Source organism: Streptomyces sp. NPDC033178 (genome assembly GCF_055577685.1).
In genome coordinates this window covers 30,469-52,539 of sequence record NZ_JBVIPT010000022.1, presented here as the reverse complement: position 1 = coordinate 52,539, position 22,071 = coordinate 30,469, and the positions used below count along the sequence as shown (strand labels likewise).

At 71.2% G+C, this 22,071-nt stretch carries 21 protein-coding genes; 12 read left to right on the top strand and 9 right to left on the bottom strand.

What is annotated here, in order from left to right; genetic code table 11:
• Position 1 precedes the first annotated feature (1 nt).
• The 6 genes from ACZ5VQ_RS40625 to ACZ5VQ_RS40600 all read left to right on the top strand — a co-directional run bounded on the left by ACZ5VQ_RS40625 (position 2) and on the right by ACZ5VQ_RS40600 (position 6,738).
• Positions 2-1,141 (top strand): FecCD family ABC transporter permease, encoded by a 1,140-nt coding sequence (locus tag ACZ5VQ_RS40625; RefSeq protein WP_469109478.1) that lies wholly within the window; start codon positions 2-4, stop codon positions 1,139-1,141.
• Positions 1,132-1,980 (top strand): heme ABC transporter ATP-binding protein, encoded by an 849-nt coding sequence (locus ACZ5VQ_RS40620; protein WP_469109477.1) that lies wholly within the window; start codon positions 1,132-1,134, stop codon positions 1,978-1,980. The genes ACZ5VQ_RS40625 and ACZ5VQ_RS40620 overlap by 10 nt, the downstream gene beginning before the upstream one ends.
• Before the next feature lie 176 nt (positions 1,981-2,156).
• Entirely contained in the window at positions 2,157-3,311 is a 1,155-nt protein-coding gene (gene efeO, locus ACZ5VQ_RS40615; protein WP_469109393.1) for an iron uptake system protein EfeO, read from the top strand.
• A gap of 27 nt (positions 3,312-3,338) precedes the next feature.
• A complete protein-coding gene (efeB, locus tag ACZ5VQ_RS40610; RefSeq protein WP_469109392.1) occupies positions 3,339-4,694 on the top strand; it encodes an iron uptake transporter deferrochelatase/peroxidase subunit in 1,356 nt (451 codons plus the stop codon).
• Between the two features lie 3 nt (positions 4,695-4,697).
• Positions 4,698-5,546 carry an iron uptake transporter permease EfeU gene (gene efeU, locus ACZ5VQ_RS40605; protein ID WP_469109391.1) on the top strand — a complete coding sequence of 283 codons (849 nt, stop codon included), beginning with the start codon at positions 4,698-4,700 and terminating at the stop codon, positions 5,544-5,546.
• Positions 5,547-5,733: 187 nt separating this feature from the next.
• Entirely contained in the window at positions 5,734-6,738 is a 1,005-nt protein-coding gene (locus ACZ5VQ_RS40600; RefSeq protein ID WP_469109390.1) for an SCO2278 family lipoprotein, read from the top strand.
• A 134-nt stretch (positions 6,739-6,872) separates the two neighbouring features.
• On the opposite strand, the gene ACZ5VQ_RS40595 is transcribed toward ACZ5VQ_RS40600, so the two are convergent.
• A complete protein-coding gene (locus ACZ5VQ_RS40595) occupies positions 6,873-7,604 on the bottom strand; it encodes a bifunctional DNA primase/polymerase (protein WP_469109389.1) in 732 nt (243 codons plus the stop codon).
• Positions 7,605-7,773: 169 nt separating this feature from the next.
• Between ACZ5VQ_RS40595 and ACZ5VQ_RS40590 the strand changes: the two genes are divergently transcribed.
• Positions 7,774-8,652 (top strand): glycerophosphodiester phosphodiesterase, encoded by an 879-nt coding sequence (locus ACZ5VQ_RS40590; RefSeq protein ID WP_469109388.1) that lies wholly within the window; start codon positions 7,774-7,776, stop codon positions 8,650-8,652.
• On the opposite strand, the gene ACZ5VQ_RS40585 is transcribed toward ACZ5VQ_RS40590, so the two are convergent.
• Entirely contained in the window at positions 8,616-9,287 is a 672-nt protein-coding gene (locus tag ACZ5VQ_RS40585) for a TetR/AcrR family transcriptional regulator (RefSeq protein ID WP_469109387.1), read from the bottom strand. The genes ACZ5VQ_RS40590 and ACZ5VQ_RS40585 overlap by 37 nt on opposite strands.
• Before the next feature lie 333 nt (positions 9,288-9,620).
• On the opposite strand from ACZ5VQ_RS40585, the gene ddaH reads away from it, so the two are divergent.
• Positions 9,621-10,403 (top strand): dimethylargininase, encoded by a 783-nt coding sequence (ddaH, locus tag ACZ5VQ_RS40580; protein ID WP_469109476.1) that lies wholly within the window; start codon positions 9,621-9,623, stop codon positions 10,401-10,403.
• Here ddaH and ACZ5VQ_RS40575 read toward each other — a convergent pair.
• From ACZ5VQ_RS40575 to ACZ5VQ_RS40565, 3 genes are all read right to left on the bottom strand, one after another.
• Positions 10,392-11,417 (bottom strand): small ribosomal subunit Rsm22 family protein, encoded by a 1,026-nt coding sequence (locus ACZ5VQ_RS40575; protein ID WP_469109386.1) that lies wholly within the window; start codon positions 11,415-11,417, stop codon positions 10,392-10,394. The two genes, ddaH and ACZ5VQ_RS40575, sit on opposite strands and share 12 nt — an antisense overlap.
• A 122-nt stretch (positions 11,418-11,539) precedes the next feature.
• Entirely contained in the window at positions 11,540-12,718 is a 1,179-nt protein-coding gene (locus tag ACZ5VQ_RS40570) for a serine hydrolase domain-containing protein (RefSeq protein WP_469109385.1), read from the bottom strand.
• Complete coding sequence (locus ACZ5VQ_RS40565; protein ID WP_469109384.1) at positions 12,670-14,037, bottom strand: Bcr/CflA family multidrug efflux MFS transporter; 1,368 nt, start codon at positions 14,035-14,037, stop codon at positions 12,670-12,672. Before ACZ5VQ_RS40565 ends, ACZ5VQ_RS40570 begins: the two co-directional genes overlap by 49 nt.
• A 137-nt stretch (positions 14,038-14,174) precedes the next feature.
• Here ACZ5VQ_RS40565 and ACZ5VQ_RS40560 point away from each other — a divergent pair, with 137 nt between their 5' ends.
• Positions 14,175-15,182, top strand: a complete 1,008-nt coding sequence (locus tag ACZ5VQ_RS40560; protein WP_469109383.1) for a Gfo/Idh/MocA family protein — start codon at positions 14,175-14,177, stop codon at positions 15,180-15,182.
• Between the two features lie 135 nt (positions 15,183-15,317).
• Here ACZ5VQ_RS40560 and ACZ5VQ_RS40555 read toward each other — a convergent pair whose 3' ends face one another.
• Positions 15,318-16,964: an alkaline phosphatase D family protein gene (locus ACZ5VQ_RS40555; RefSeq protein ID WP_469109382.1), complete on the bottom strand. Its 1,647-nt coding sequence runs from the start codon at positions 16,962-16,964 to the stop codon at positions 15,318-15,320.
• A 143-nt stretch (positions 16,965-17,107) separates the two neighbouring features.
• Between ACZ5VQ_RS40555 and ACZ5VQ_RS40550 the strand changes: the two genes are divergently transcribed.
• Positions 17,108-17,896, top strand: a complete 789-nt coding sequence (locus ACZ5VQ_RS40550; protein ID WP_469109381.1) for an SDR family oxidoreductase — start codon at positions 17,108-17,110, stop codon at positions 17,894-17,896.
• 353 nt (positions 17,897-18,249) lie between these two features.
• On the opposite strand, the gene ACZ5VQ_RS40545 is transcribed toward ACZ5VQ_RS40550, so the two are convergent.
• Both ACZ5VQ_RS40545 and ACZ5VQ_RS40540 read right to left on the bottom strand, forming a co-directional pair.
• Positions 18,250-19,269, bottom strand: coding sequence for an aldo/keto reductase (locus ACZ5VQ_RS40545; protein ID WP_469109380.1), 1,020 nt, complete (start codon positions 19,267-19,269; stop codon positions 18,250-18,252).
• Positions 19,270-19,369: 100 nt separating this feature from the next.
• Positions 19,370-19,696, bottom strand: a complete 327-nt coding sequence (locus tag ACZ5VQ_RS40540) for a Cif family virulence factor (protein WP_469109379.1) — start codon at positions 19,694-19,696, stop codon at positions 19,370-19,372.
• Positions 19,697-19,884: 188 nt separating this feature from the next.
• Here ACZ5VQ_RS40540 and ACZ5VQ_RS40535 point away from each other — a divergent pair, with 188 nt between their 5' ends.
• Together ACZ5VQ_RS40535 and ACZ5VQ_RS40530 are read left to right on the top strand one after the other, a co-directional pair.
• Positions 19,885-20,451 (top strand): DoxX family membrane protein, encoded by a 567-nt coding sequence (locus ACZ5VQ_RS40535; RefSeq protein ID WP_362075166.1) that lies wholly within the window; start codon positions 19,885-19,887, stop codon positions 20,449-20,451.
• 101 nt (positions 20,452-20,552) lie between these two features.
• Positions 20,553-20,876 carry a MazG-like family protein gene (locus tag ACZ5VQ_RS40530; RefSeq protein ID WP_469109378.1) on the top strand — a complete coding sequence of 108 codons (324 nt, stop codon included), beginning with the start codon at positions 20,553-20,555 and terminating at the stop codon, positions 20,874-20,876.
• 79 nt (positions 20,877-20,955) lie between these two features.
• Here the strand turns inward: ACZ5VQ_RS40530 and ACZ5VQ_RS40525 are convergent, their stop codons facing one another.
• On the bottom strand, positions 20,956-21,957 hold the full coding sequence (locus tag ACZ5VQ_RS40525; RefSeq protein ID WP_469109377.1) for a helix-turn-helix transcriptional regulator: 1,002 nt from the start codon (positions 21,955-21,957) through the stop codon (positions 20,956-20,958).
• Positions 21,958-22,071 lie beyond the last annotated feature (114 nt).

The following is a 22,071-nucleotide window of genomic DNA, read 5'->3' as shown; positions in this document are numbered from 1 at the left end:
CGTGACCGACAAGGGCGCCGCCCCCGAGGACCACGCCACGGCGGCCGGGACCGGCGAGACGGCAGCCGGGGCCGGAGAGACGGCACCCGCCCACGAACTCCCCGCCAGACCCCGCCGCGGCGCCCCCTGGCTGCTCACCGTCGCCCTGGCCGTCCTCCTCGGCCTCCTCACCCTGGCCTCCGCCGGGCTCGGCGCGTACGAGATCTCCCCCGGTGACGTCCTGTCGTCCATCGCGCACCGGGCCGGAGTCGGCGGCAGCGAACTCGCCCGCGTCCCCGAGTCCGTGCTCTGGAACGTGCGCTTCCCGCGGATCGTGCTCGCGCTGCTCGTCGGCGCCTCGCTGGGGTGCGCGGGCGCGCTGATGCAGGGCGTGTTCGGCAATCCGCTCGCCGAACCGAGCGTCATCGGCGTCTCGTCGGGCGCGGCGGTCGGCGCGGTCGCCGCGATCTCGCTCGGCCTGAACTTCCTGGGCAACTGGACCCTGCCTGCCTTCGCCTTCGTGGCGGGTCTCGGCACGGCCCTGCTGGTGTACTCGATGTCCCGCTCGGGCGGCCGTACGGAGGTCGTGACGCTGATCCTCACCGGTATCGCGGTGAACGCGTTCGCGGGGGCGCTGATCGGCCTGTTCATCTTCCTCGCGGACACCGCGGCGGTGAACCAGATCACCTTCTGGCAGCTCGGCTCGCTCTCCCAGGCCACCTGGCCGAAGGTGCTCGCGGTGCTGCCGTGCGCGGCGCTCGGGCTGGCCGTGGCGCCTTTCTACGCACGGAAGTTGGACCTGCTGTCCCTCGGCGAGCGCCCGGCCCGGCATCTGGGCGTGGACGTCGAACGGCTGCGGGTCGTGCTGATCCTGGTCGTCGCGCTGCTGACGGCCGCGGCCGTGAGCGTCTCAGGTGTCATCGGCTTCGTCGGGCTCGTCATCCCGCATCTGCTGCGCATGGCGGCCGGCCCCGGCCACCGCTTCCTCATCCCCGGCAGCGCGCTCGGCGGTGCGGTGGTCCTGCTCGCGGGCGACCTCGCGGCCCGTACCGTCGTGGAGCCCGCCGAGCTGCCGCTCGGGGTGCTCACCGCGCTCTTCGGCAGCCCGTTCTTCTTCTGGCTGCTGCGCAGGACCCGTCGCAGGCAAGGAGGCTGGGCGTGAAGCTGCTCGGACTGATCGGCACGAGGCCCGCGCCTCCCGGCCCCGTGCACCCCGGCGACGTACTCGCCGAGGCCGAGGCCCTGCACGTCCGGCTCGGTGGCCGCGAGGTGCTGTCCGACGTGGACGTCACGGCCCGCGCGGGCGAGGTGCTGGCCCTGGTCGGGCCCAACGGGGCGGGAAAGTCCACCCTGTTGGGCGCGCTCGCCGCCGATCTCCCGGCCGCCGCGGGAGTCGTACGCGTCGACGGTCGCCCGGCGTCCGACTGGTCGGCGCAGGAACTGGCCCTGCGCCGGGCGGTGCTCCCCCAGTCCACCGCGCTCTCCTTCCCGTTCGCGGTCGAGGAGGTCGTACGGATGGGCCGGGCGCCCTGGACCGGACAGGCCGAGGAGTACGCAGAGGAAACAGACGACGCGGCGGTGGCCGCGGCCATGGCGGCGACCGAGGTCACGGACTTCGCGGGGCGGCCCTTCTCCGCTCTCAGCGGCGGTGAGCGGGCCCGGGTGGCGCTCGCCCGGGTGCTCGCCCAGCGCACCCGGCTGCTGCTGCTCGACGAACCGACCGCCGCCCTGGACCTGCGCCACCAGGAACTGGTGCTCCGGGTCTGCCGCGCAAGGGCGCACGCCGGGGACGCGGTGGTCGTGGTGTTGCACGATCTGGGGCTCGCGGCGGCCTACGCGCACCGGGTCGTGATCCTGCGCGCCGGGCGTGCGGTGGCCGACGGACGGCCGGCCGAGGTCTTCACCGACCGACTACTTTCGGACGTCTACCAACAGCAGGTCGAGGTGTTTCCGCATCCACGCACCGGCGAGGTCCTGGTGGCCCCGGTGAGGGGTTCTTGACCGGTCTTTGACCGTTTCGTGGGGGGCGGATTGAGCCACCGTGATCAGGCCGTGGCCCTGCATCGCCAATGAGAGCTGAATCACTGGACGGGCAGCTTTCAGTCAGGTAAGCCTCAGATAAGTTAGGGCAGCCTCACTGTGAACCTATGCCTCCCCTGTGACCTCTTGGAGCCTGTATGCGAGCCGTCCGACTCTCCGTCACCGCCGCCGTGACCGCGGCGGCGCTGGCCGCTGTCACGGGCTGCACCGAGAAGAGCGATGCCTCGGGCGGCGACGACCGCGTCGTCAAGGTGACCGCCACGGACTCCAAGTGCGAGGTGTCGAAGACCGAGTTCCCCGCCGGGCACATCCAGATAGACGTCGAGAACAAGGGCTCCAAGGTCACCGAGGTCTACCTCCTGTTCCCGGACGACCGGATCGTCACCGAGCGCGAGAACATCGGCCCCGGCACCAAGCAGAAGGTCACCGCCGAGGTGAAGGAGGGCGACTACCGGATCGCCTGCAAGCCGGGCATGAAGGGCAAGGGCATCCGTCAGGACGTCACGGCCACCGGCTCCGGCAAGGTCGCCAAGCGCGACCCGCGCCTGGACGCGGCGGTCGCCGCCTACCGCGAGTACGCGCAGGAGCAGGCCGACGAGACCCTGCCCAAGGCGAAGGTCTTCGCGCAGGCGGTCAAGGACGGCGACATCGAGGCCGCGAAGAAGGCGTACGCCGACTCGCGCATCGGCTGGGAGCGGACCGAGCCCGTCGCCGAGTCCTTCGGTGACATCGACCCGAAGGTCGACGTGCGCGAGGACGGTCTGGAGGAGGACCAGGACCCGGAGAAGGACTGGACCGGCTGGCACCGCCTGGAGCGCTCGCTCTGGCAGGACAAGAAGCTCACCGACCGCGACTCCGAGCTCGCCGACCAGCTGATCACCGACCTCACCGACTGGCAGAAGCGGGTCGGCAAGGCCGAGATCACCCCGACCTCGATGGCCAACGGCGCCAAGGAACTCCTCGACGAGGTCGCCACCGGCAAGGTCACCGGCGAGGAGGAGCGCTACTCGCACACCGACCTCGTCGACTTCAAGGCGAACGTCGAGGGCGCGGAGAAGTCGTACGCGCTGCTGAAGCCGGTCGCCTCGGAGAACGACGCGGCGCTGACCAAGGAGCTCGACACACAGTTCGCGGCGCTGAACACGCTGCTCGACAAGTACCGCGAGGACAAGACCTCCTACGTCTTCACGTCGTACGACAAGGTCGGCAAGGCCGATCGCAAGGAGCTCTCCGACGCGGTGAACGCGCTCGCGGAGCCCCTGTCCAAGCTCGCCGCCGCCGTCGTGAAGTAGGACGTGACGTAAGAGGGGCCTGGCGCCATGACGGACACCACGAACACCACGGACACGACGGACACAGGGGAAGCCGCAGAGCCCGGCGGGGGGCGGGGCGCCGACTCCCGTACCCCGTCGCGGCGTTCACTGATCGGCTGGGGCGGTGCCGGGCTCGCGCTCGGGGCCGCCGCGGCCGGCGGTGCGGTGGCGATGGCCCGCAACGGCGACGACGCGGAACCGACCGCGGCCGCGTCGGGCGCCGCGATCGCCTTCCACGGCACGAACCAGGCGGGCATCGCCACCCCGGTGCAGGACCGGCTGCACTTCGCCGCGTTCGACGTGAGGACGACGGACCGGGCCGCGTTCGTCCAGTTGCTGAAGGACTGGACCGAGGCCGCGCGGCGGATGACCGCCGGGCACGCGGTCGGCGAGGGCGCGTACGGCGGTCTGGCCGAGGCGCCGCCGGACGACACCGGTGAGGCACTGGGCCTCAAACCGTCGCGGCTGACCCTGACGATCGGCTTCGGGGCGTCCCTGTTCGACAGGTTCGACCTCGCGGACCGGCGGCCCGAAGCCCTGGTCGACCTGCCGAAGTTCGCGGGCGACAACCTCGACGGGAACCGCAGTGGCGGCGACCTGTGCGTCCAGGCGTGCGCGGACGACCCGCAGGTCGCGGTGCACGCGATCCGCAACCTCGCCAGGATCGGCTTCGGCAAGGTCGTCATCCGCTGGTCCCAACTGGGCTTCGGCAAGACGTCGTCGACGACTCCGGAGGCCCAGACCCCTCGTAACCTCATGGGGTTCAAGGACGGCACCCGCAACATCGCGGGCACCGAGACGGACCGGCTGAAGAAGTTCGTGTGGGTCGAGGAGAAGGACGGCCCGGCATGGATGGTCGGCGGCTCGTACCTCGTGGCCCGGCGCATCCGCATGAACATCGAGACCTGGGACCGTACTTCCCTCCAGGAGCAGGAGGACATCTTCGGCCGTGACAAGGGCGAGGGCGCTCCGGTCGGGAAGGCCAAGGAGCGGGACAAGCCGTTCCTGAAGGCGATGAAACCCGACGCGCACGTACGGCTCGCGCACCCCGACACCAACGCCGGGGCCACACTCCTGCGCCGCGGCTACTCCTTCACCGACGGCACCGACGGCCTCGGCCGCCTGGACGCGGGCCTGTTCTTCCTCGCGTACCAGCGGGACGTACGCAAGGGCTTCATCCCGGTGCAGCGGAGCCTGGCGGCCGACGCGCTCAACGAGTACATCCAGCACGTGGGTTCGGCGGTCTTCGCGGTCCCGCCGGGCGTCCGCGACAAGGACGACTGGTGGGGCCGCGCCCTGTTCTCGAAGGATTCGAAGGAATCCAAGAACTCCACGAACTCCACGAACTCCAAGGAGGCGTAGGCCGTGTTCGCGAACTATCTAATCGGCCTGCGCGAGGGCCTGGAAGCCAGCCTCGTCGTCTGCATCCTCATCGCGTACCTGGTGAAGACGGACCGGCGGGACGCCCTGAAGCCGATCTGGATCGGCATCGCCGTCGCGGTGGGTCTCGCCCTCGGCTTCGGGTGCGCGCTCGAATTCGGTTCCCAGGAGCTGACGTTCGAGGCCCAGGAGGCGCTCGGCGGCTCGCTGTCGATCATCGCGGTCGGCCTGGTCACATGGATGGTCTTCTGGATGCGGCGTACGGCCCGCCATCTGAAGGCCGACCTGCACGGCAAGCTGGACGCGGCGCTGCAGATGGGCACGGGCGCGCTGGTCGCGACCGCGTTCCTGGCCGTGGGACGCGAGGGCCTGGAGACGTCCCTGTTCGTCTGGACGTCCGTACGCGCGTCCAGCGACGGCACCGAGGGCCCGCTGATCGGCGTGCTGCTGGGCATCGCGACCGCGGTCGTGCTCGGCTACCTCTTCTACCGGGGCGCCCTGCGCATCAACCTCGCCAAGTTCTTCACCTGGACCGGCGCCATGCTGGTCGTGGTGGCCGCGGGTGTCCTCGCGTACGGCTTCCACGACCTCCAGGAGGCCGACTTCCTGCCGGGTCTGACGAACAAGGCCTTCGACATCAGCGAGACCATCCCGCCGGACAGCTGGTACGGCACGCTCCTCAAGGGCGTCTTCAACTTCCAGCCCGATCCGACGGTCCTCCAAGTCGTCGTGTGGTCCCTGTACTTGGTGCCGACCCTCGCCTTCTTCCTGACCCCCGCACGGCCTGGCAAGGAAAAGGCGAAGCCGGCCGCGCCGGTGCGCGAAGAGGTCTGAAGAGGCCCGAAGAAGAGGCCCGGGAAGAGATCCGCGAAGAGGTCCGGGAAAAGTTCCGACGGGGACGTTTGGGGACATGGCGGGGCGCGCCGGATCACAGTGCGGGCGCGGTTACGTGATCCCGCCGTCCGCGTGCTCCCCGGCCCCGGTAGGGTTCCCCTCCGGGAAGGGGAAGGTGACGGTACCGATGAGCAGGGATCACGGCCCTCGTAGGCCTCGCAGGCTTGGCCGGAGCGCGCTGACGGCGGCCTCGGTGACCGTGCTGTCGGTGACGGCGAGCGGATGCGTGGTGGTGCACGGGGAACGGGAGGTCCTCCCCGGGGCCACGAAGACCGAGGCCGCGCGTGCGCTCAAAGACTTCACGGCCGCCTACAACGAGGCCAACGGCGCCAACGACCCGTCCCTGGACGCGGACCGGGTCACCGGTGCCCTCGGGGACATCGACGGCGCGAAGCTCAAGGCCGGCAGCACGAACCAGCCGGGCGGCAACCCGAACTACGTGCCGCTGAAGCTGAGCGACACCGAGTTCACGATCCCGAAGAAGGCGGGCTGGCCGCGCTGGTTCGTCACCGACTCGAAGGCCAACAAGGGCCGCGGTGAGGACCGTTGGCTGCTGGTGTTCACCCGTGGCGGTGCCGACGACGTGTGGCAGGTCTCGTATCTGACGATCGTCGCCGCCGAAGAGGTGCCGGACTTCAAGAAGGACCAGGACGGCTGGGCGGAACCGGTCACGGCGACCGCGGCGGACCTGGCGGTCGCGCCCGGGAACCTCCCCCAGGACTACGCGACCTACCTCAAGGACGGCGGGGACACCTTCGCCGCGGGCACCCACACCACGAAGTGGCGCTCCGACCGCACGAAGAGCGCGAGCCGCCCCGGCCTCGCCCAGCAGTACATCGACGAGCCCCTGGCCTCCGGCGACTACGCCCCGGTGGCCCTGCGCACCACCACAGGCGGCGCCCTCGTCTTCTTCACCACCCGCCACTACCAGAAGCAGACAGCGGCCCAGGGCGTCCCCATCAACGTCACCAACGCCGACGTCAAGGCCCTCATGACCGGCGAACCAAAACAGTCCCTCACCCTGGAGTCCATCTCCAACCAGGCAGTCCTGGACCCGTCCAAGGACGCCGCGAACCAACAGGTGGAGTTCCTGGGCAGGATTCAGGGCCTGACGGCGGCGAAGGGCGAGTAGGCAGAGAGGGCGCCCCACCTGTTGAGGAGCGTGGGCCACCTGTTCCTGTTCAGGAGCGTGGGCCACCTGTTCAGGGGCGCGGGGAACTGCGCAGTCTTCTGGCTTTCAGGGGCGGGGGGCTGGAGGCTGGGGCGTCAGCCCCGAAGGGGCCACGCCGCAACATGTTCCCGCTCCACCCCGGCATACCGAGCACACTCATCGGTAAGCACCTCGAGCAACGACAACGGATCCGGCAGCGCGTGCTCCGGCCCCCGCGCCCACTCCACCGTCAACTCCCCCGCCAACCGTGCCGGAGGCACCAGCACATAGGACCCACGGCAGTGCCACCGCAACCCCGGATGCTCATCCATCGTCTCCGGATGACAGTCAAGCTCGCACGGCCACCACTCGTCCTCGTCCTCGGGCGTACCACGCGTAGCCGTGAAGAAGAGCATCCGGTCGCCCCCGGACACCGCGACGGGCCCGACCTCGACACCGAGGGCGAGCAACCGCTCCAGCGCCTCCTGCCCCGCCTCCAGCGGAACGTCCAGAACGTCGTGCACCATGCCGGTCGCGGTGATGAAGTTGGCCAGCGGCTGATGCCGGGCCCACCGCTCGATCTGCGCCCGGTCGGTCGTGGACTGCGTCTGCCAGGCGAACGACACGGGGTGCCGCGCGGGGGTGGGACACCCGACACGGTCACAGGAACACCGGTATGCGGAGGGATGGGCGGCGGGCGCGAGTGGCAGCCCGGCTCCGGCGGCGGCAAGCAGCAGTTCCTCACGTCCCGAGGAGTCGTCTCCCGAGTCCGTACGAGGCCGTCGGCCACGCAGCCACTGGGAGATCCTGCCCTGCCCGCCCGAGCGGCGGCCCATCTCTGCGCTCATCGATCCCCTCGCCCTGGCTGTTGTGCGGACAGCATGCCCTATGGTCCCACCATCCTGCGTCACGGGGGGCCGGAGCCCACATCCGGGGTAGGCGGGACGATGCCCGACCGGGCCATCGATCGAGTGTCATTGCATACTTTGAGACGATTTGCCCGCCTACGGTGTCGGCATGGTCACACGGTCTGCGCTGACGGGTATCGCGGGTCTCACGTCGCTGGCCCTCGTGGGACAGGGCAGTGCGATCGCTCCGCCCGAATGGGGCGCCGGCCCGCTGACGGTGTCCGCACTCCCCCGCATCGTCCACACCGCGCACCGCGGCGGCGCCCGGGAGGTGCCGGAGAACAGCATGTCGGGCCTCGTGGCCGCGTACGAGCGCGGTACGGCCCAGGTGCTCGACCTGGACACCCGGATGCTGCGCGACGGGACCGTGGTGGTCATGCACGACGCGACCCTGAACCGCACGACCCACATGGGCGGTCCGGTGCACGCGCTCGACCGGCGGGACTGGGAGGGGGTCCGGCTCCGCCCCGAGGACGGGCTGCCGGGGAGCTGGCGCTCCGAGCGGCCGCCGACGCTCGCCCAGGTGCTGGACCGTTTCGGCGGTCGGGTGGTGCTGATGCTGGAGGCCAAGGACCCGCGGAGCCTGCCGGCCCTCGCCACGATGATCAGGTCACGCGGCCTGACCCGCTCGGTGCTGGTCAACTCCAACCACCCGGCGGTGGCACGGCGGGCCCACCGCATGGGCCTGGTCTCGCAGTTGTGGCGGTCGGCACGGCAGATGCGCACGGACCGGCCCGAGCGGTGGCGGTCGTTCGTGGAGGTCCTGGACGTGGACCACAAGGCCCGCGACCGCGATCTCGTACGAGCGGTCAGGTCCGGCATCCCCCGGGTGTGGGCGCACACCGTGGTGACCCCGGCACAGCGCGACCGCGCCCTCGCGCTCGGCTGCGACGGGATCATCACGGACGCGCCGGGACGGCTGGCGCGGGCGGAGGGCCGGTGGGCCGGCGGTCAGCGGGCGGCGGGCCCACGTGGCGCGAGGCCATAGAGGGCGTACTCGACGAGCTTGTCCGTGTACTCGTACGTGATGGGGCCCGTGTACTGGAGCCAGCGCTGGGCGAGCGGCGAGACGAAGAGTTCCAGGGCGATGCGCGGGTCGATGTCGCTGCGCACGGCCCCCTGCTCCTGGGCAGCGCGCAGACGCTTCACATACAGCTGGAGCTGGGGTTCGAGGAGCTTGCCGACGAACTCCCGGCCGACCTGTTCGTTGACGACGCCCTCGGCCGCCAAGGCCCGTGACGGGGCCTCGAAGGTGGGGTCGAGCAGTTCGTCGACCGTGGCCCTCAGCACCAGCTTGAGGTCGGCCTCGATGTCGCCGGTGTCGGGGATCTCGTACTCCGCCCCCTCCCCGATGACCTCCGGCCGGGCGGCCGCCTCCGCCGCCTGGGCGCTCAGGTCGATGAACGCCTCCAGCAGGACGTCGGCCTTCGACGACCACCACCGGTAGATCGTCTGCTTGCCGACGCCCGCGCGTGCGGCGATGCCCTCGATGGTGGTCTTGGGGTAGCCGACCTCGGTCACGAGCGCGAGGGCGGCGTCGTAGATCGCCCGCCGGGACTTCTCGCTGCGGCGGCTGGAGTCGGGGGCGGGCTTCTGCGGGGGCTGGGCGGACGTATGAGCCATACGCCCAAATCTACCAGCCAGACAAGACGCTCCGTCTCGCGGAACGACGCTTCTCGCCCCCGCCGCCCCTACCCATTCCCTTCCCCTGGGGGCTGACGCCCCCAGACCCCCACTTGAACTTCAGCCCCTCCGGCGCTTGAGGAGCGGGGGTTCGGGGGCGGAGCCCCTGAGTAGTGACGGGAATGGGTAGGGGCGGCGGGGGCGGAAAACAACCCGTTCGGCTCCCGCCGGGAGGCCCGCTCGCGGCGCACCATGGGCACCAACTGCCCCCGCGGTACCGGTAAGGAGCCCTCCTTGCAGCTTCCCCGCCGCGCCACACCCCGGCGCTACCTGATGTGCCCACCCGCACACTTCGAGGTCACGTACTCCATCAACCCATGGATGGACCCCGCCAAGCCCGTCGACGTCCCCCTCGCCGTCGCCCAGTGGGAAGACCTCCGCGACCGCTACCGCACCCTCGGCCACACCGTCGAGGAACTGACCCCTCGCCGCGGCCTGCCCGACATGGTGTTCGCGGCGAACGGCGCGACCGTCGTCGACGGCCGGGTCCTGGGCGCCCGGTTCGCCTTCCGCGAGCGGGAACCGGAGGCCGAGGCCCACCTGGACTGGTTCCGCACGAACGGCTTCGACCGCGTCCACGAACCGGTCCACATCAACGAGGGCGAGGGCGACTTCGCCGTCACCGCCTCGTACGTGCTCGCCGGACGCGGCTTCCGGGCCAGCCCCCTCTCGCACGGCGAGGCGCAGGAGTTCTTCGGGCGGCCGGTGATCGGGCTCGACCTGGTCGACCCCCGGTACTACCACCTGGACACGGCCCTCGCCGTACTCGACGACGCGACGGACCAGGTCATGTACCACCCGCCGGCCTTCTCCCCCGGCAGCCGCGGGGTACTGCGCCGGCTCTTCCCGGACGCCCTCCTTGCGGGCGACGAAGACGCGGCGGCGCTCGGCCTGAACGCCGTCTCCGACGGTCTGCACGTGCTGCTTCCGCAGTCCGCGACGGGCCTCTTCGACCCGCTCAGGGAACGGGGGTACGAGCCGATCGGCATGGACCTCAGCGAACTCCTCAAGGGCGGCGGCAGCGTGAAGTGCTGCACGCAGGAGCTACGCGTCTGAGCTCTCGCCCGCGCCCTGGGCCGGAGACAGGGGCGGGGGCGGCCAGGCGTCGCCCCAGTCCGCGTCGCGGGCCGCCTTGTAGAGGAGGCCGTGGCGCTTCGTCACGGTCGAGCGACGCAACTGCTCCTCGGTCTCGCACAGGTCGAGGAGCACCTGCCCCTTGCGGATCTGCGGCCGCCGTACGACCCGGGAGGCGGCCGGGGTCACCGGGAAGCGGGTGGCGGCGACATAGCTGAACTTCTCGTCCTCGTACGCCAGTGAGCCGCCCTTGACCTGCCGGTGCAGCGAGGAACGGCTGACCCGGGCCGAGAAGTGGCACCAGTCCTCGCCGGGGACGATCGGGCAGGCGGCGCTGTGCGGACAGGGGGCGGCGACGTGGAAGCCGGCGCCGACGAGACGGTCGCGGGCCTCGATGACGCGGGCGTAGCCGTCCGGTGTGCCGGGTTCGATGATCACGACGGCCTGTGCGGCGGTGGCGGCGGCGTCCACGACGGCGGTGCGGGCCTGATCGGTGAGCTCGCCGAGGACGTACGACACCGTGACGAGATCAGTGCTCTCGATGGTGAGCGCCGCTCCGATACGAGAGCGGTGCCACTCCGCGGACTTCAGCAGCGGGTTCCGCGAGGCGAGTTCACGGCCGAGGGCGAGTGCGGGTTCGGCCCAGTCGAGCACGGTCACCGGCCGCTCCTCGGGCCAGGTGGCGTTGACGGCCCAGGTCGCCGCGCCCGTCCCGCCGCCCACGTCCACATGGCTGCCCGGTGCCCACTCGGGCACGACGTCCGCGAAGGCGTCCAGCGCGGCGCGTACGGCCTCGAAGGTCGCGGGCATCCGGTACGCGGCGTACGCGGCCACGTCCGCGCGGTCGCGCAGGATCGGGGCGTCGGTCGGGGTGGTCCCCCGGTAGTTCACGATCAGCCGTTCGACGGCCTGTGCGGCCGCTTTCGTCGGCAACCCGTCGAGCAGCCCCGCCAGGGCCACACGCAGGGTCTCGGCTGGGGAAACGGGGGCGGTCACGGGGGAATTCTACGAGGGGCGCCGGAGTGGGTCGGGTGAGCGGTGCTCTCCGACGAGAGCGCCGCTCACAAACCGGCACGGCATCCACGGTCGAGAGCACCGCTCACAAACCGGCGCACCGCTCACGCCCCCCGTACCGCCCGTGCCAGTCGTGTCGCCGCTGCCGCCCGGGGGCCGCTGTCCGGGGGCCGTCGGCGCGGATGGACCGTGTTCGCCAGGAGCACCAGGAACGTGTCCGTCGACGGGTCGAGGACCAGCGACGTACCCGTGAAGCCCGTGTGGCCCGCGGCACCGTGGCCGGCCAGCTCGCCCATGAACCAGGGCTGGTCGAGGGCGAAGCCGAGGCCGGGAGGGGAGAGGAGGAGTTCGACGTAGTCGGGGCCGAGGATGCGGGCGGTGCCGTACGAGCCGCCCGCCAGCAGCGTGCGGCAGAAGACCGCCAGGTCGCCGGCCGTCGAGAAGAGGCCCGCGTGGCCCGCGATTCCGCCCAGCGCCCAGGCGTTCTCGTCGTGGACCTCGCCCCGCAGCATCCCCCGGTCCGCCTTGGCCCACGGCCGCCGCTGGTCCTCGGTGGCGGCCGCGTCCGGGCGGGGTCCGAACCCGGTGGCCGTCATTCCGAGCGGCCGGGTGATGCCGTCCCGGACCAGGACGTTCAGTCGGCGCCGGGTGATCCGTTCGAGGACGTGCTGGAGGATCAGCATGTTGAGGTCCGAGTAGGCGTACGCGCTGCCGGGCGCGGTCAGCGGCTCCTCGGCGCGCAGCAGGGCGAGCCGTGCCCTGTCGTCCCGGCAGTCGTACAGCGGGAGTTCGGGGCGCAGCCCGGAGGTGTGGGTGAGCAGGTGCCGCACGGTGATGCCGTACTCGGCGGCCGCGGTGAAGTCCGGAAGGTACGCCCCGACCCGCGCGTCGATGCCGAGCGTGCCGCGCTCCAGCTGCTGCACGGCGGCCACGCTCGTGAAGAGCTTCGTGAGGGAGGCCAGGTCGAAGACGGTGTCCGCGGTCATCGGGACGCGGGCCTCGCGGGGCAGCTCGACGCCCGTGTCGGTGACCTCGTCGTACGCGGAGTACCGCACCGCCCAGCCCGCCGCCTCCTCGACGGCGATCACGGGCCCGCGTCCGGCGACCAGTACGGCGCCCGGGGCCCAGGGCCGGTCCCCGTCGGTGAGCCGCCGGAACTCCCGTACGAGACGGTCGAGTTCGTCGGCGTCGAGCCCGGCACGTTCCGGTGTGCCGAGGCGCAGTCTCGGTGCGCTCAGCTCTCTGCTCCCTTCACGTCCGCCTGTCTCCGCCAGGGACGGCACAGTCCCACGAAGCAGCCGACGGCGACCAGTGAACACGCCAACTGGACGACGGCCATCGGGACCGCGGTGTGTTCCCCGGCGATGCCCACGAGGGGTGTGGCGAGCGCGCCGACGAGAAAGGAGGAGGTGCCGAGCAGCGCGGAGGCGGAGCCCGCGGCGTGCCGGGTGCGCATGAGGGCGAGGGCGTTGGTGTTGGGCATGCACAGGGTCATCGCGGACATGAGGACGAAGAGGCCGACGGCGATCGGGACGAGGCCCACCTCGCCGAGGACCCCGCTCGACATCAGCAGCAGCGCGGCCGAGGCGGTGGTGATGATCCCGAGGCCGACCGCGAGCACCTTGTCGAGGCTGACCCTGCCGACGAGCAGCTTGCCGTTGATCTGGCCGACGGCCACGAGTCCGATGGAGTTGACGCCGAAGAGGATGCTGTACGTCTGCGGGGAGGCGCCGTAGAGGTCTTGGATCACGAACGGCGACGCGCTTATGTATGCGAAGAGCGCCGCGAAGGCGAAGCCGCCCGTGAGCATGTAGCCGGTGAAGACGCGGTCGGCGAGCAGGCCGCGCATGGTGCGCAGCGCTTCGACGGTGCCGCCGCTGTGGCGGTGCTCGGGCGCGAGCGTCTCGGGGAGCATCCGCCAGACGACGACTGTCAGCACGACCCCGATGGCGGTCAGGATGTAGAAGACGCCCCGCCAGTCGGTGATCCGCAGCACCTGTCCGCCGATGAGCGGCGCGATGATCGGCGCGACCCCGGAGATCAGCATGAGCGTGGAGAAGAAGCGGGCCATGTCGACGCCGTCGTAGAGGTCGCGTACGACGGCGCGTGCGATCACGATTCCGGCGGCGCCCGCGAGGCCCTGGAGCAGCCGGAAGGCGACGAGGAGTTCGATGGTGGGCGCGAAGGCGCACACGGCGGTGGCGACGACGTAGACGAGCAGTCCGACGATCAGCGGCCGTCTGCGCCCCCACTTGTCGCTCATCGGGCCGACGACCAGTTGCCCGAGCGCCATGCCTGCGAGGCACGCGGTGAGGGTCAGCTGCACGGTGGCCGCGGACGCGTGGAGCGCGTCGGTGACCTCCGGGAGCGCCGGGAGGTACATGTCGATGGACAGCGGCGGTACGGCGGTGAGCCCGCCGAGGACGAGGGTGACCAGGAGTCCCACGGAACGGCGGGCCTCCGGTGGCGGTACCGGCGCCGCCGCGGCGGCGGTCGCGGTCTCTTCGGTGACCGCGTCGGTGACCGCCTCGGTGACGGCCGCGCTCGGTATGTGCCCCTCCGGGCCGTCCTGGTCCCGCGTGGTGCGGCCACGCTCGGACATGCGCCCCTCCCTGCTTGTGGAATACGCCACCTATGCTCTCAGCTCGTACAGGTGGTCGAGACCATCGCGTTCGAGTCGTCCGTGACGTTCGGGTCGTCGGACACCGGGTGATCGTGCTCACGGAGCGAGGGGTTGGGATGGCGGGAGAACGTGTGCGGTGGGGCGTGCTGGCCACCGGTGGGATCGCCGGGGCGTTCACGGCGGATCTGATCGATCTGCCGGACGCCGAGGTGGTCGCGGTGGCCTCACGCACCGAGGAGTCGGCGAAGGCGTTCGCGGAGCGGTTCGGAATCCCCCGGGCGTACGGCGACTGGGAGAGCCTCGCGGCGGACGAGGACGTGGATGTCGTGTACGTCGCGACTCCGCCCTCGGCGCACCGGGCGGCGGCCGGGCTCTGTCTTGAAGCGGGCCGGAACGTGCTGTGCGAGAAGGCCTTCACGCTGAACGCGCGCGAGGCGGAGGAGCTGGTCGGCCTCGCGAAGGAGCGCGGGAGCTTCCTGATGGAGGCCATGTGGATGTACTGCAACCCGCTGATCCGGCGGCTGAAGGCGCTGGTCGACGAGGGGACGATCGGTGAGGTCCGCACGGTGCAGGCCGACTTCGGCATTTCGGGGCCCTTCCCTCCCACCCACCGGCTGCGCGATCCGGCGCAGGGCGGCGGCGCACTGCTCGACCTGGGCGTCTATCCGGTGTCGTTCGCGCACCTGCTGCTCGGCGAGCCCTCGGAGGTGACGGCGAGAGCGGTGCTCTCCGACGAGAGCGTCGATCTCCAGACGGGGATGCTGCTCTCCTGGGAGAGCGGCGCTCTCGCTTCGTTGCACTGCTCTCTCGTGGGTGACCTGTCGACCTCCGCCTCGGTCACCGGATCCGCGGGCCGTATCGACATCCCGTCCGGCTTCTTCCACGCCGACCGCCTCGTACTGCACCGCGACGGCCGCGACCCGCAGGAGTTCACCGCGAGCGCGACCGACGGCACCCACGCCAGCCTCAAGCACGAGGCCGTCGAGGTCATGCGCTGCCTCCAGGCCGGCGAGACCGAGTCCCCTCTGGTCCCCCTCGACGGCACCCTGGCAGTCATGCGAACGCTCGACGCGGTACGGGACCGCGTCGGCGTCACGTATCCGGGCGAGGTGGCGCCCCTTTAGGGGCGCGGGGAACTGCGCAGTCTTTCAGGGGCGCGGGGCCGTGACATTTGCGGCTCCGCCGCGGGGCGCGACCAGCCACATCCGGCCCGCGGCCGACGAACCACCCGCAGCCCCCCACCCCTCCCGCCGAAGGCGCTACGCGGGCTTCAGCCCCTGATCCCCCACCTCGGTGACAAATGACGCGGCTGTCGTGATCGCAGCCCCGGGCGTGGTCACGGCGGCCACCGTCTTGAAGTCCACCCGGGCCAGCTCCCGCCCGAGGCGAACCGTCGAATACCCCCGATGCCCGTTGTAGTGCTTCATGTGCGGGTTGGCGGCAAGATAACCCGCCCAGTTGGCGGGCCGGGCGGCCCCGTTCTGCCCACTGCTGATCGACGTGGCGACAACCTCCGTACCCAGCGTCCGCGACCCCGGGTCGGCGAAGTCCCGCTTGATGTCGAAGGCGTACGACACATGGACGTCGCCGGTGAGCACCATCAGGTTCTCCACACCGGCCGCCTCGGCGCCCGCGAGGAGCCGCCGACGCGAGGCGGGGTAACCGTCCCAGGCGTCCATGCTGAGGGTGGTGTTGCCGGCGGTGGCGTGATTGCGGCGGGCGAAGACGACCTGCTGCGGAACGACGTTCCACAGCGCGTTCGACCGCTTCCAGCCGTCGATGAGCCACCGCTCCTGGGCGAGCCCCGGCAGGGTCTGCGACTCGGCCTCCGACTCGGGGGTGGGCGTCTTCCAGCCGTCGCCGTTCGCCTGGTCGGTGCGGTACTGCCGGGTGTCGAGGATGTCGAACTGCGCGAGCCGCCCCCAGTTCAGACGCCGGTAGAGCCGCATGTCGGGGCCCTCGGGCCGCTGCGGGTGGCGCAGCGGCAGGTTCTCCCAGTACGAGCGGTACGCGGCGGCGCGGCGCAGCAGGAACTCCTCCGGCGGCACGTCGTTCTCGGGGATGTCGTCCGCGTAGTTGTTCTCGGTCTCGTGGTCGTCCCAGGTGACGACGAAGGGGTGCGCGGCGTGCACGGCCCGCAGGTCGGGGTCGGTCTTGTAGAGGGCGTACCGCAGCCGGTAGTCCTCCAGCGTGATCGTCTCCCGGTTGAATATGTCGGGCAGCACGCGGTCGGTGTAATTGCGTACGCCGCCCACGGAGTTGACCGCGTACTCGTACAGGTAGTCGCCGACGTGGAAGACCACGTCGACGTCGTCCTCGGCGAGATGGCCGAACGGGGTGAAGTACCCGTCGTGGTACGCCTGGCAGGAGACCACGGCCAGCGTCAGTTCGGAGACGCCCGAGCGGGACGAGGGCGCGGTGCGCGTACGACCGGTCTCGCTGACCCAACTGCCCACGCGGAAGCGGTAGTAGAAGACCCGGTCGGAGTCGAGGTGGCCGACCTCGACGTGTACGGAGTGGTGGAACTCGGGGTGGGCGACGGCCGCGCCGCGTCTGACGACGTGTCGGAAACGTTCGTCGCGGGCCAACTCCCAGCGCACGGTGACGCGTTGCGACGGGAGACCGGAGTCGGCCTGGAACGGGGCGGGCGCGAGCCGGGTCCACAGCAGCACGGAGGCGGCCTGCGGGTCACCGGAGGCGACGCCGAGCGTGAAGGGGTTCTCGGTGATCTTCGCCGCGTCGAGTTCCGCGGCACCCGCCACGCCCGCGGTCGGCAGGTTGGTGGCGAAGGCGAGCGCGGCGGCCGCGCCCGTGACGGTGAGGAAACGGCGGCGTCCGAGGTGACGGGCGGCGGCGCGGAGTTCGGGGGCGTGCTGCGACAGTTGCTGGTGGCCTGCGGGTGTCATCTGGCCTTCCCCTGACTGTTGTTGTACTTGATATTGGAGTGGTCAGATTCGACGCCGGACTGTCACGTACACAACAGTCAGATGTCGGACAGATGAGGTCCGTATGGCGGAAGATCGCCTGTCCTCACGTACGCTGCTGGGCCATGAACGCCATGGGAACGAAGATCGCGATCGTGACGGGAGCGGGCTCGGGGATCGGCCGGGCCGTGGCCGTGGAACTGCTGCGCACCGGCTGGTCGGTGGCGCTCGCGGGCCGCCGCGCGGAGCGCCTGGAGGAGACGGCGGCGCTCGCGGAGACTGCACGCGCGGGGCAGCCGGCCGCGACGGACAGCACGCCCCTGTGTGCGCGCACCGATGTCTCGCGGCCCGACGAGGTGGCCGCGCTCTTCGCCGCCGTACGGGACCGCTTCGGGCGGCTCGACCTCCTCTTCAACAACGCGGGCACCTTCGGTCCCGGCGGAGTCCCGTTCGAGGAGCTGCCGTACGAGGCCTGGCGGCACGTGGTCGGCACCAACCTCGACGGGGCGTTCCTGTGTGCGCAGGCGGCGTACCGGCAGATGAAGGAGCAGGATCCGCAGGGCGGCCGGATCATCAACAACGGCTCGATCTCGGCGCACACGCCCCGCCCGCAGTCGGCCGCGTACACGGCGACCAAGCACGCGCTGACCGGCCTCACGAAGTCCCTGTCGCTGGACGGGCGGCCGTACCGGATCGCCTGCGGGCAGATCGACATCGGCAACGCGGCGACGGACATGACCGAGCGGATGCAGACGGGGGCGCTGCAGGCGAACGGGGAGGTGGCGCCCGAGCCGGTGATGGACGTGGCGGACGTGGCTCGTACGGTGCGGCACATGGCGGAGTTGCCGTTGGAGGCGAATGTGCAGTTCGCAACGGTTCTCGCTACCGCGATGCCGTTTGTGGGGCGGGGGTAGGCTGCCGCCGGCCGTGGGGAAGGTGCGGGCCGACTGTGGCTGGTCGCGCCCACGCGGCGGAGCCGCACATCGATACAGCCCCGCGCCCCTGAAGGGGCGCGGCTCAGCTGGTCAATCTGCACAAACGGAGGGGCTACCTCCGCGGCATCTCGGCCGGTTACGGGCCTATGCTCGACACTCCTCCACCAGAACTTCACACTTGGAGCACAGGACTTCCGTGCCACACCTCTGGGGGGAGGCGGCAGCCGTTCCGGCGGCTCGGGTGGGGGGATCCCGCGTGGGACCGCGGGATTGCGACCCGGGCCACGGAACGGCTGCCCACCAATCCGGGTGAGAGCCCGTGCGTCCGCCGCTCAGCGGCCCAGCGCGTCGTCGATCTCGGTCAACTGCCCTGCGGTGAGCGGGCCTTGGGCGAGTGCGCCCGCGTTCTCCTCCGCCTGTGCGACCGAGCGGAAGCCGGGGATGGGCACGGTGCGCGGGCTGCGGGCCCACAGCCAGGCGAGGGCGCCCTGGGCGAGCGTACGGCCGTCACTGGTGAGGACGGACCGGAGGGCGTCGACGCGCGCGAGCCACTCGGGGTCGGCGCCGCCGCCGTCGCCGAAACCGGGGAGCCAGGCGGGCGGCCGGCTGCGGATGTCGCCCGCTTCGAGGGGCCGGCCGGGCCCGCGCCTGCCGGTCAGCAACCCCATCGCCAGCGGACTGCGGTTGATGCTCGCCAGCCCCGACTCCGCACAGAGCGCGAGCATTTCGGGCGCGTCCTGGAGGACGTTGAGGCGGTGCTGCACGGCCGCGCAGTGCTCGCCCTCGGCGAAGACCGCGGCCCGCTCCGGGTCGTCGGTGCTCCAGGCGTACGCACGGACGAGCCCCTCCCGGACGAACTCCTCGCAAACGTCCCGGAGTTGGGCCGCGCGCTCCGGGTCGGCGTCGGAGATGTGGAGCTGGTAGAGGTCGATGCAGTCGGTGTCCAGCCGTCGCAGTGAGGCGGTCAGCGCGCGTCGGGCGTACTCCGGGGAGTCGTCACTGCCCACGGCGAGCCGGCGCTCCTCGTCGATGACGTTGCCCCACTTGGTCGCGACGACGACGTCGGACCGCCGCTTGCCGAGCGCCCGCGCGAGGACACGCTCGCTGTGCCCGGTGCCGTACGCGTCCGCCGTGTCGAAGAAGGTGACACCGAGGTCGAGAGCACGACGGATCGCCCGTACGGACTCGTCGTCGTCGACCTTGCCCCAGCCGAGGGGCTGTCCGTCGGGTCTCGCCCACTCACCGCCGATGGCCCAGCAGCCGAAACCGAGGGCGCTCACCTCGATACCGCTGCGCCCCAGAGTCCTGCGTCCGTCGTCGCTCCACGTGTTCCCGCTGCTCTCCATGCCCATGGACGCTAGGAGTTGGAGTACACGCGAGGGCAAGACCGCGGGGGCAGGACTTGCGGGGGGGGCAGGGGGCAGGACCGCGACGGCGGTATCGCGGCTGCCGTTACGCCTGGCCGGTCTCGAAGCGGGAGATCCTGCCGCCGCCGTCGACGGTGAAGCTCCACCGCGTCCTCATCTCGCCCCAGGCGTCGTTGCTGTAGCGGGCGAGGAGGGCGAGGCCGCCGCCCGACTCGTTGTCGACCTCCATATGGCCGTGGGAGTCGAAGATCTCCCGCTCGGTCCACTCGTCGAGGTCGCGGTCCGAGCCGTCGTCGGACATCGTCGCGTCGGGCGTCAGGACGGCCCGGAAGGCGTCCCGGTCATGGGCGTTCACGGCGCTGACGAAGTCCCGGACGGCCGGGTTGCTCAGCTTGGCTACCTGAATCGTCATGGACGTCAGACTCACACCACCTGGCCGCCCCCGCCACCCGAACGGCGGCGCGGGCCAGGACCCGGGCGGCTGTTCGGTGCGACGGTGGGCAGGCGGCGTACGAGACAAAAGGAGCCGTTCGCGTGAGAACGGCCGACTGGAACGCCGGCCGGGACACCAGCCGGGACATCCGAGGAGTGACGAGAACCGTGACCTCTTTCGACCGACGCGACCTGGGACTGCTGCTGCTCCGCCTCGGCACGGGCGGGGTGCTCGCGGCGCACGGTACGCAGAAGCTCTTCGGCTGGTTCGGCGGGGGCGGGCTCTCCGGGACCGGCCAGTTCATGGAGTCCGTGGGGTACGCGCCCGGCAGGGCGAGCGCGGCCGCGGCGGGCCTGGCGGAGGCGGGCGGCGGCACGCTCCTCGCGCTGGGCCTCGCGACCCCGGCGGCCGGCGCCGCCGCGGCCGGGGCCATGGCGGGCGCGTCGGCGGTGCACGCACCGAACGGCTTCTTCAACCAGAGCGGCGGCTACGAACACGCCGCGTCCCTGGGTCTCGCGGCGGCGGGCCTCGCCGTCACGGGCCCCGGCCGGCTCTCCCTGGACCACGCCCTCGGCCACGCGGTCGACCGGGGCTGGATGGTGCCGGTAGCCCTCGCGGGCACGGCGGCCGCGACGCTGGCCGTGGTGGGGCTCCGCAGCAAGCGGCTGCGGAGCGAGAAGGAGGGCGAGCAGGGCGAGTTGTTCGACGAGGACAGCATGTCGTACAGCGCTTAGGACGGCTCAGGACCGTTCGGGCACTGCTCAGAACCGCTTGGGACGCGGTCGGTCACCGACACCCGCCCTGGTGCGCCCCGCCGCGTGACAGGCTGATCGTCATGAGCGACGACGATCTCTGGGAGTCCATCGACCGTCTCCAGGAACGGCTGGCGAGCTCCCAGCCGGCCCGTCCACACCAAGAGGCCCTGCTCCTGCGGATGCTGAAGCTCTCGGAGGAGGTCGGCGAGGTCGCCGAGGCGGTGATCGGCGCCACCGGGCAGAACCCGCGCAAGGGCGTCTCCCACACCTGGGACGACGTCCAGTCCGAGCTGTGCGACGTGATCATCACGGCCGCGGTGGCCCTGCGGACACTGACACCGGAGACTCGCGAGGTGTTCGCCGCACACCTGGCGCGCGTGACGAACCGCTCGCTGAACCCGTGACGCTCCACGCGGGAAACGCAGGAAACTGGGGAAACGCAGGAAACGCCGTACACCGTACGGTCGTTGGGGAGCGCCGGCCTCAGGACGAATCTCCGTAGAGGTCGGCGATCGCGGCGGCGCGGTTGCGCAGGGCGGTGCGCAACGACTGCGGGGCCAGGGCCTCCGCGTCCGTGCCGAGCTGCCACAGCGCCCATTCGGCGTGCCGGGAGTCCTGGAAGGTCACCTCCAGCCGCAGCCGGCCGTCCGCGTCGGGTGCTTCCGCTTCTTTCGCTTCTTCCGCTTCTTCCGCCCGGACGGCCAGCGCGGTGTCCAGCAGGTCCTCCCGCCGTGCCGGGTTCACCCGTACCAGCACGGTGATGTGGTCGCTGCCGGAGAGAAACCGCGCGGAGCGCTCCCGCCAGATGCGGTCCAGATCGACCTGGTTCGGCCGCTGTGCCGGTTCGGGGAGTTCCTCGGCGGCCAGCACCCGCGACAGCCGGTAGGTGCGGTCCGCGCCGGATCTCGTGGCCAGCAGGTAGGCCCGGTCGCGCGCGGTGACCAGGCCGATCGGGTCCACCGTGCGCCACTGCGGCGGCCGGCCCGTGGCCGCGTAGTGGATACGCAGCTTGTGTCCGGCGAGCACCGCGCGCCTGACCTCGATCATGGTGGTGTCGGGTACTTCCTCGGTGACCAGCCGACGTGCGAGCAGGTCGGTCTCCGGGTCGACGAGAAATCGCCGGGCCGCGTCGCTCGCGGTGACCCGGTGGCCTTCGGGCAGCGCGTCGACCACCTTCCGCATGGCCGAGGCGAGCGCCGAGCCGAGGCCGAACGCCTGCTCGCCGCGCCCCGATCCGGCGGTCAGCAGGGCGAGGGCCTCGTCGTGGTTCAGTCCGGTGAGCTCGGTCCGGAAACCGGGCATCAGCGCGAACCCGCCGTGCCTGCCGCGTTCGGCGTAGACCGGGACGCCGGCCGCGGACAGTGCCTCGATGTCGCGCAGCACGGTGCGGGTGGACACCTCCAGCTCGCGGGCCAGCGTGTCCGCGGTCAGCCGGCCGCGCCGGCGCAGCAGCAACACCAGGGAGACCAGCCGGTCGGCGCGCATACGAGAACGCTACCGAATACATGACTGAGGGTGTCGTGATTTGTTGCGAGGCTCGTCAGCACGACGTCGAAGACACGACACCGAAGACACGACGTCGAAGTGTGCGGCTGCCGG

Coding starts and splice junctions, on each gene's coding strand:
- ACZ5VQ_RS40540 (WP_469109379.1), bottom strand. CDS start 19,696: ATGACGATTCAGGTAGCCAAGCTGAGCAACCCGGCCGTCCGGGACTTC.
- ACZ5VQ_RS40560 (WP_469109383.1), top strand. CDS start 14,175: ATGGCGGGAGAACGTGTGCGGTGGGGCGTGCTGGCCACCGGTGGGATC.
- ACZ5VQ_RS40555 (WP_469109382.1), bottom strand. CDS start 16,964: ATGACACCCGCAGGCCACCAGCAACTGTCGCAGCACGCCCCCGAACTC.
- ACZ5VQ_RS40590 (WP_469109388.1), top strand. CDS start 7,774: ATGGTCACACGGTCTGCGCTGACGGGTATCGCGGGTCTCACGTCGCTG.
- ACZ5VQ_RS40550 (WP_469109381.1), top strand. CDS start 17,108: ATGAACGCCATGGGAACGAAGATCGCGATCGTGACGGGAGCGGGCTCG.
- ACZ5VQ_RS40595 (WP_469109389.1), bottom strand. CDS start 7,604: ATGAGCGCAGAGATGGGCCGCCGCTCGGGCGGGCAGGGCAGGATCTCC.
- ddaH (WP_469109476.1), top strand. CDS start 9,621: ATGTGCCCACCCGCACACTTCGAGGTCACGTACTCCATCAACCCATGG.
- ACZ5VQ_RS40530 (WP_469109378.1), top strand. CDS start 20,553: ATGAGCGACGACGATCTCTGGGAGTCCATCGACCGTCTCCAGGAACGG.
- efeO (WP_469109393.1), top strand. CDS start 2,157: ATGCGAGCCGTCCGACTCTCCGTCACCGCCGCCGTGACCGCGGCGGCG.
- ACZ5VQ_RS40585 (WP_469109387.1), bottom strand. CDS start 9,287: ATGGCTCATACGTCCGCCCAGCCCCCGCAGAAGCCCGCCCCCGACTCC.
- ACZ5VQ_RS40525 (WP_469109377.1), bottom strand. CDS start 21,957: ATGCGCGCCGACCGGCTGGTCTCCCTGGTGTTGCTGCTGCGCCGGCGC.
- ACZ5VQ_RS40600 (WP_469109390.1), top strand. CDS start 5,734: ATGAGCAGGGATCACGGCCCTCGTAGGCCTCGCAGGCTTGGCCGGAGC.
- efeB (WP_469109392.1), top strand. CDS start 3,339: ATGACGGACACCACGAACACCACGGACACGACGGACACAGGGGAAGCC.
- ACZ5VQ_RS40545 (WP_469109380.1), bottom strand. CDS start 19,269: ATGGGCATGGAGAGCAGCGGGAACACGTGGAGCGACGACGGACGCAGG.
- ACZ5VQ_RS40565 (WP_469109384.1), bottom strand. CDS start 14,037: ATGTCCGAGCGTGGCCGCACCACGCGGGACCAGGACGGCCCGGAGGGG.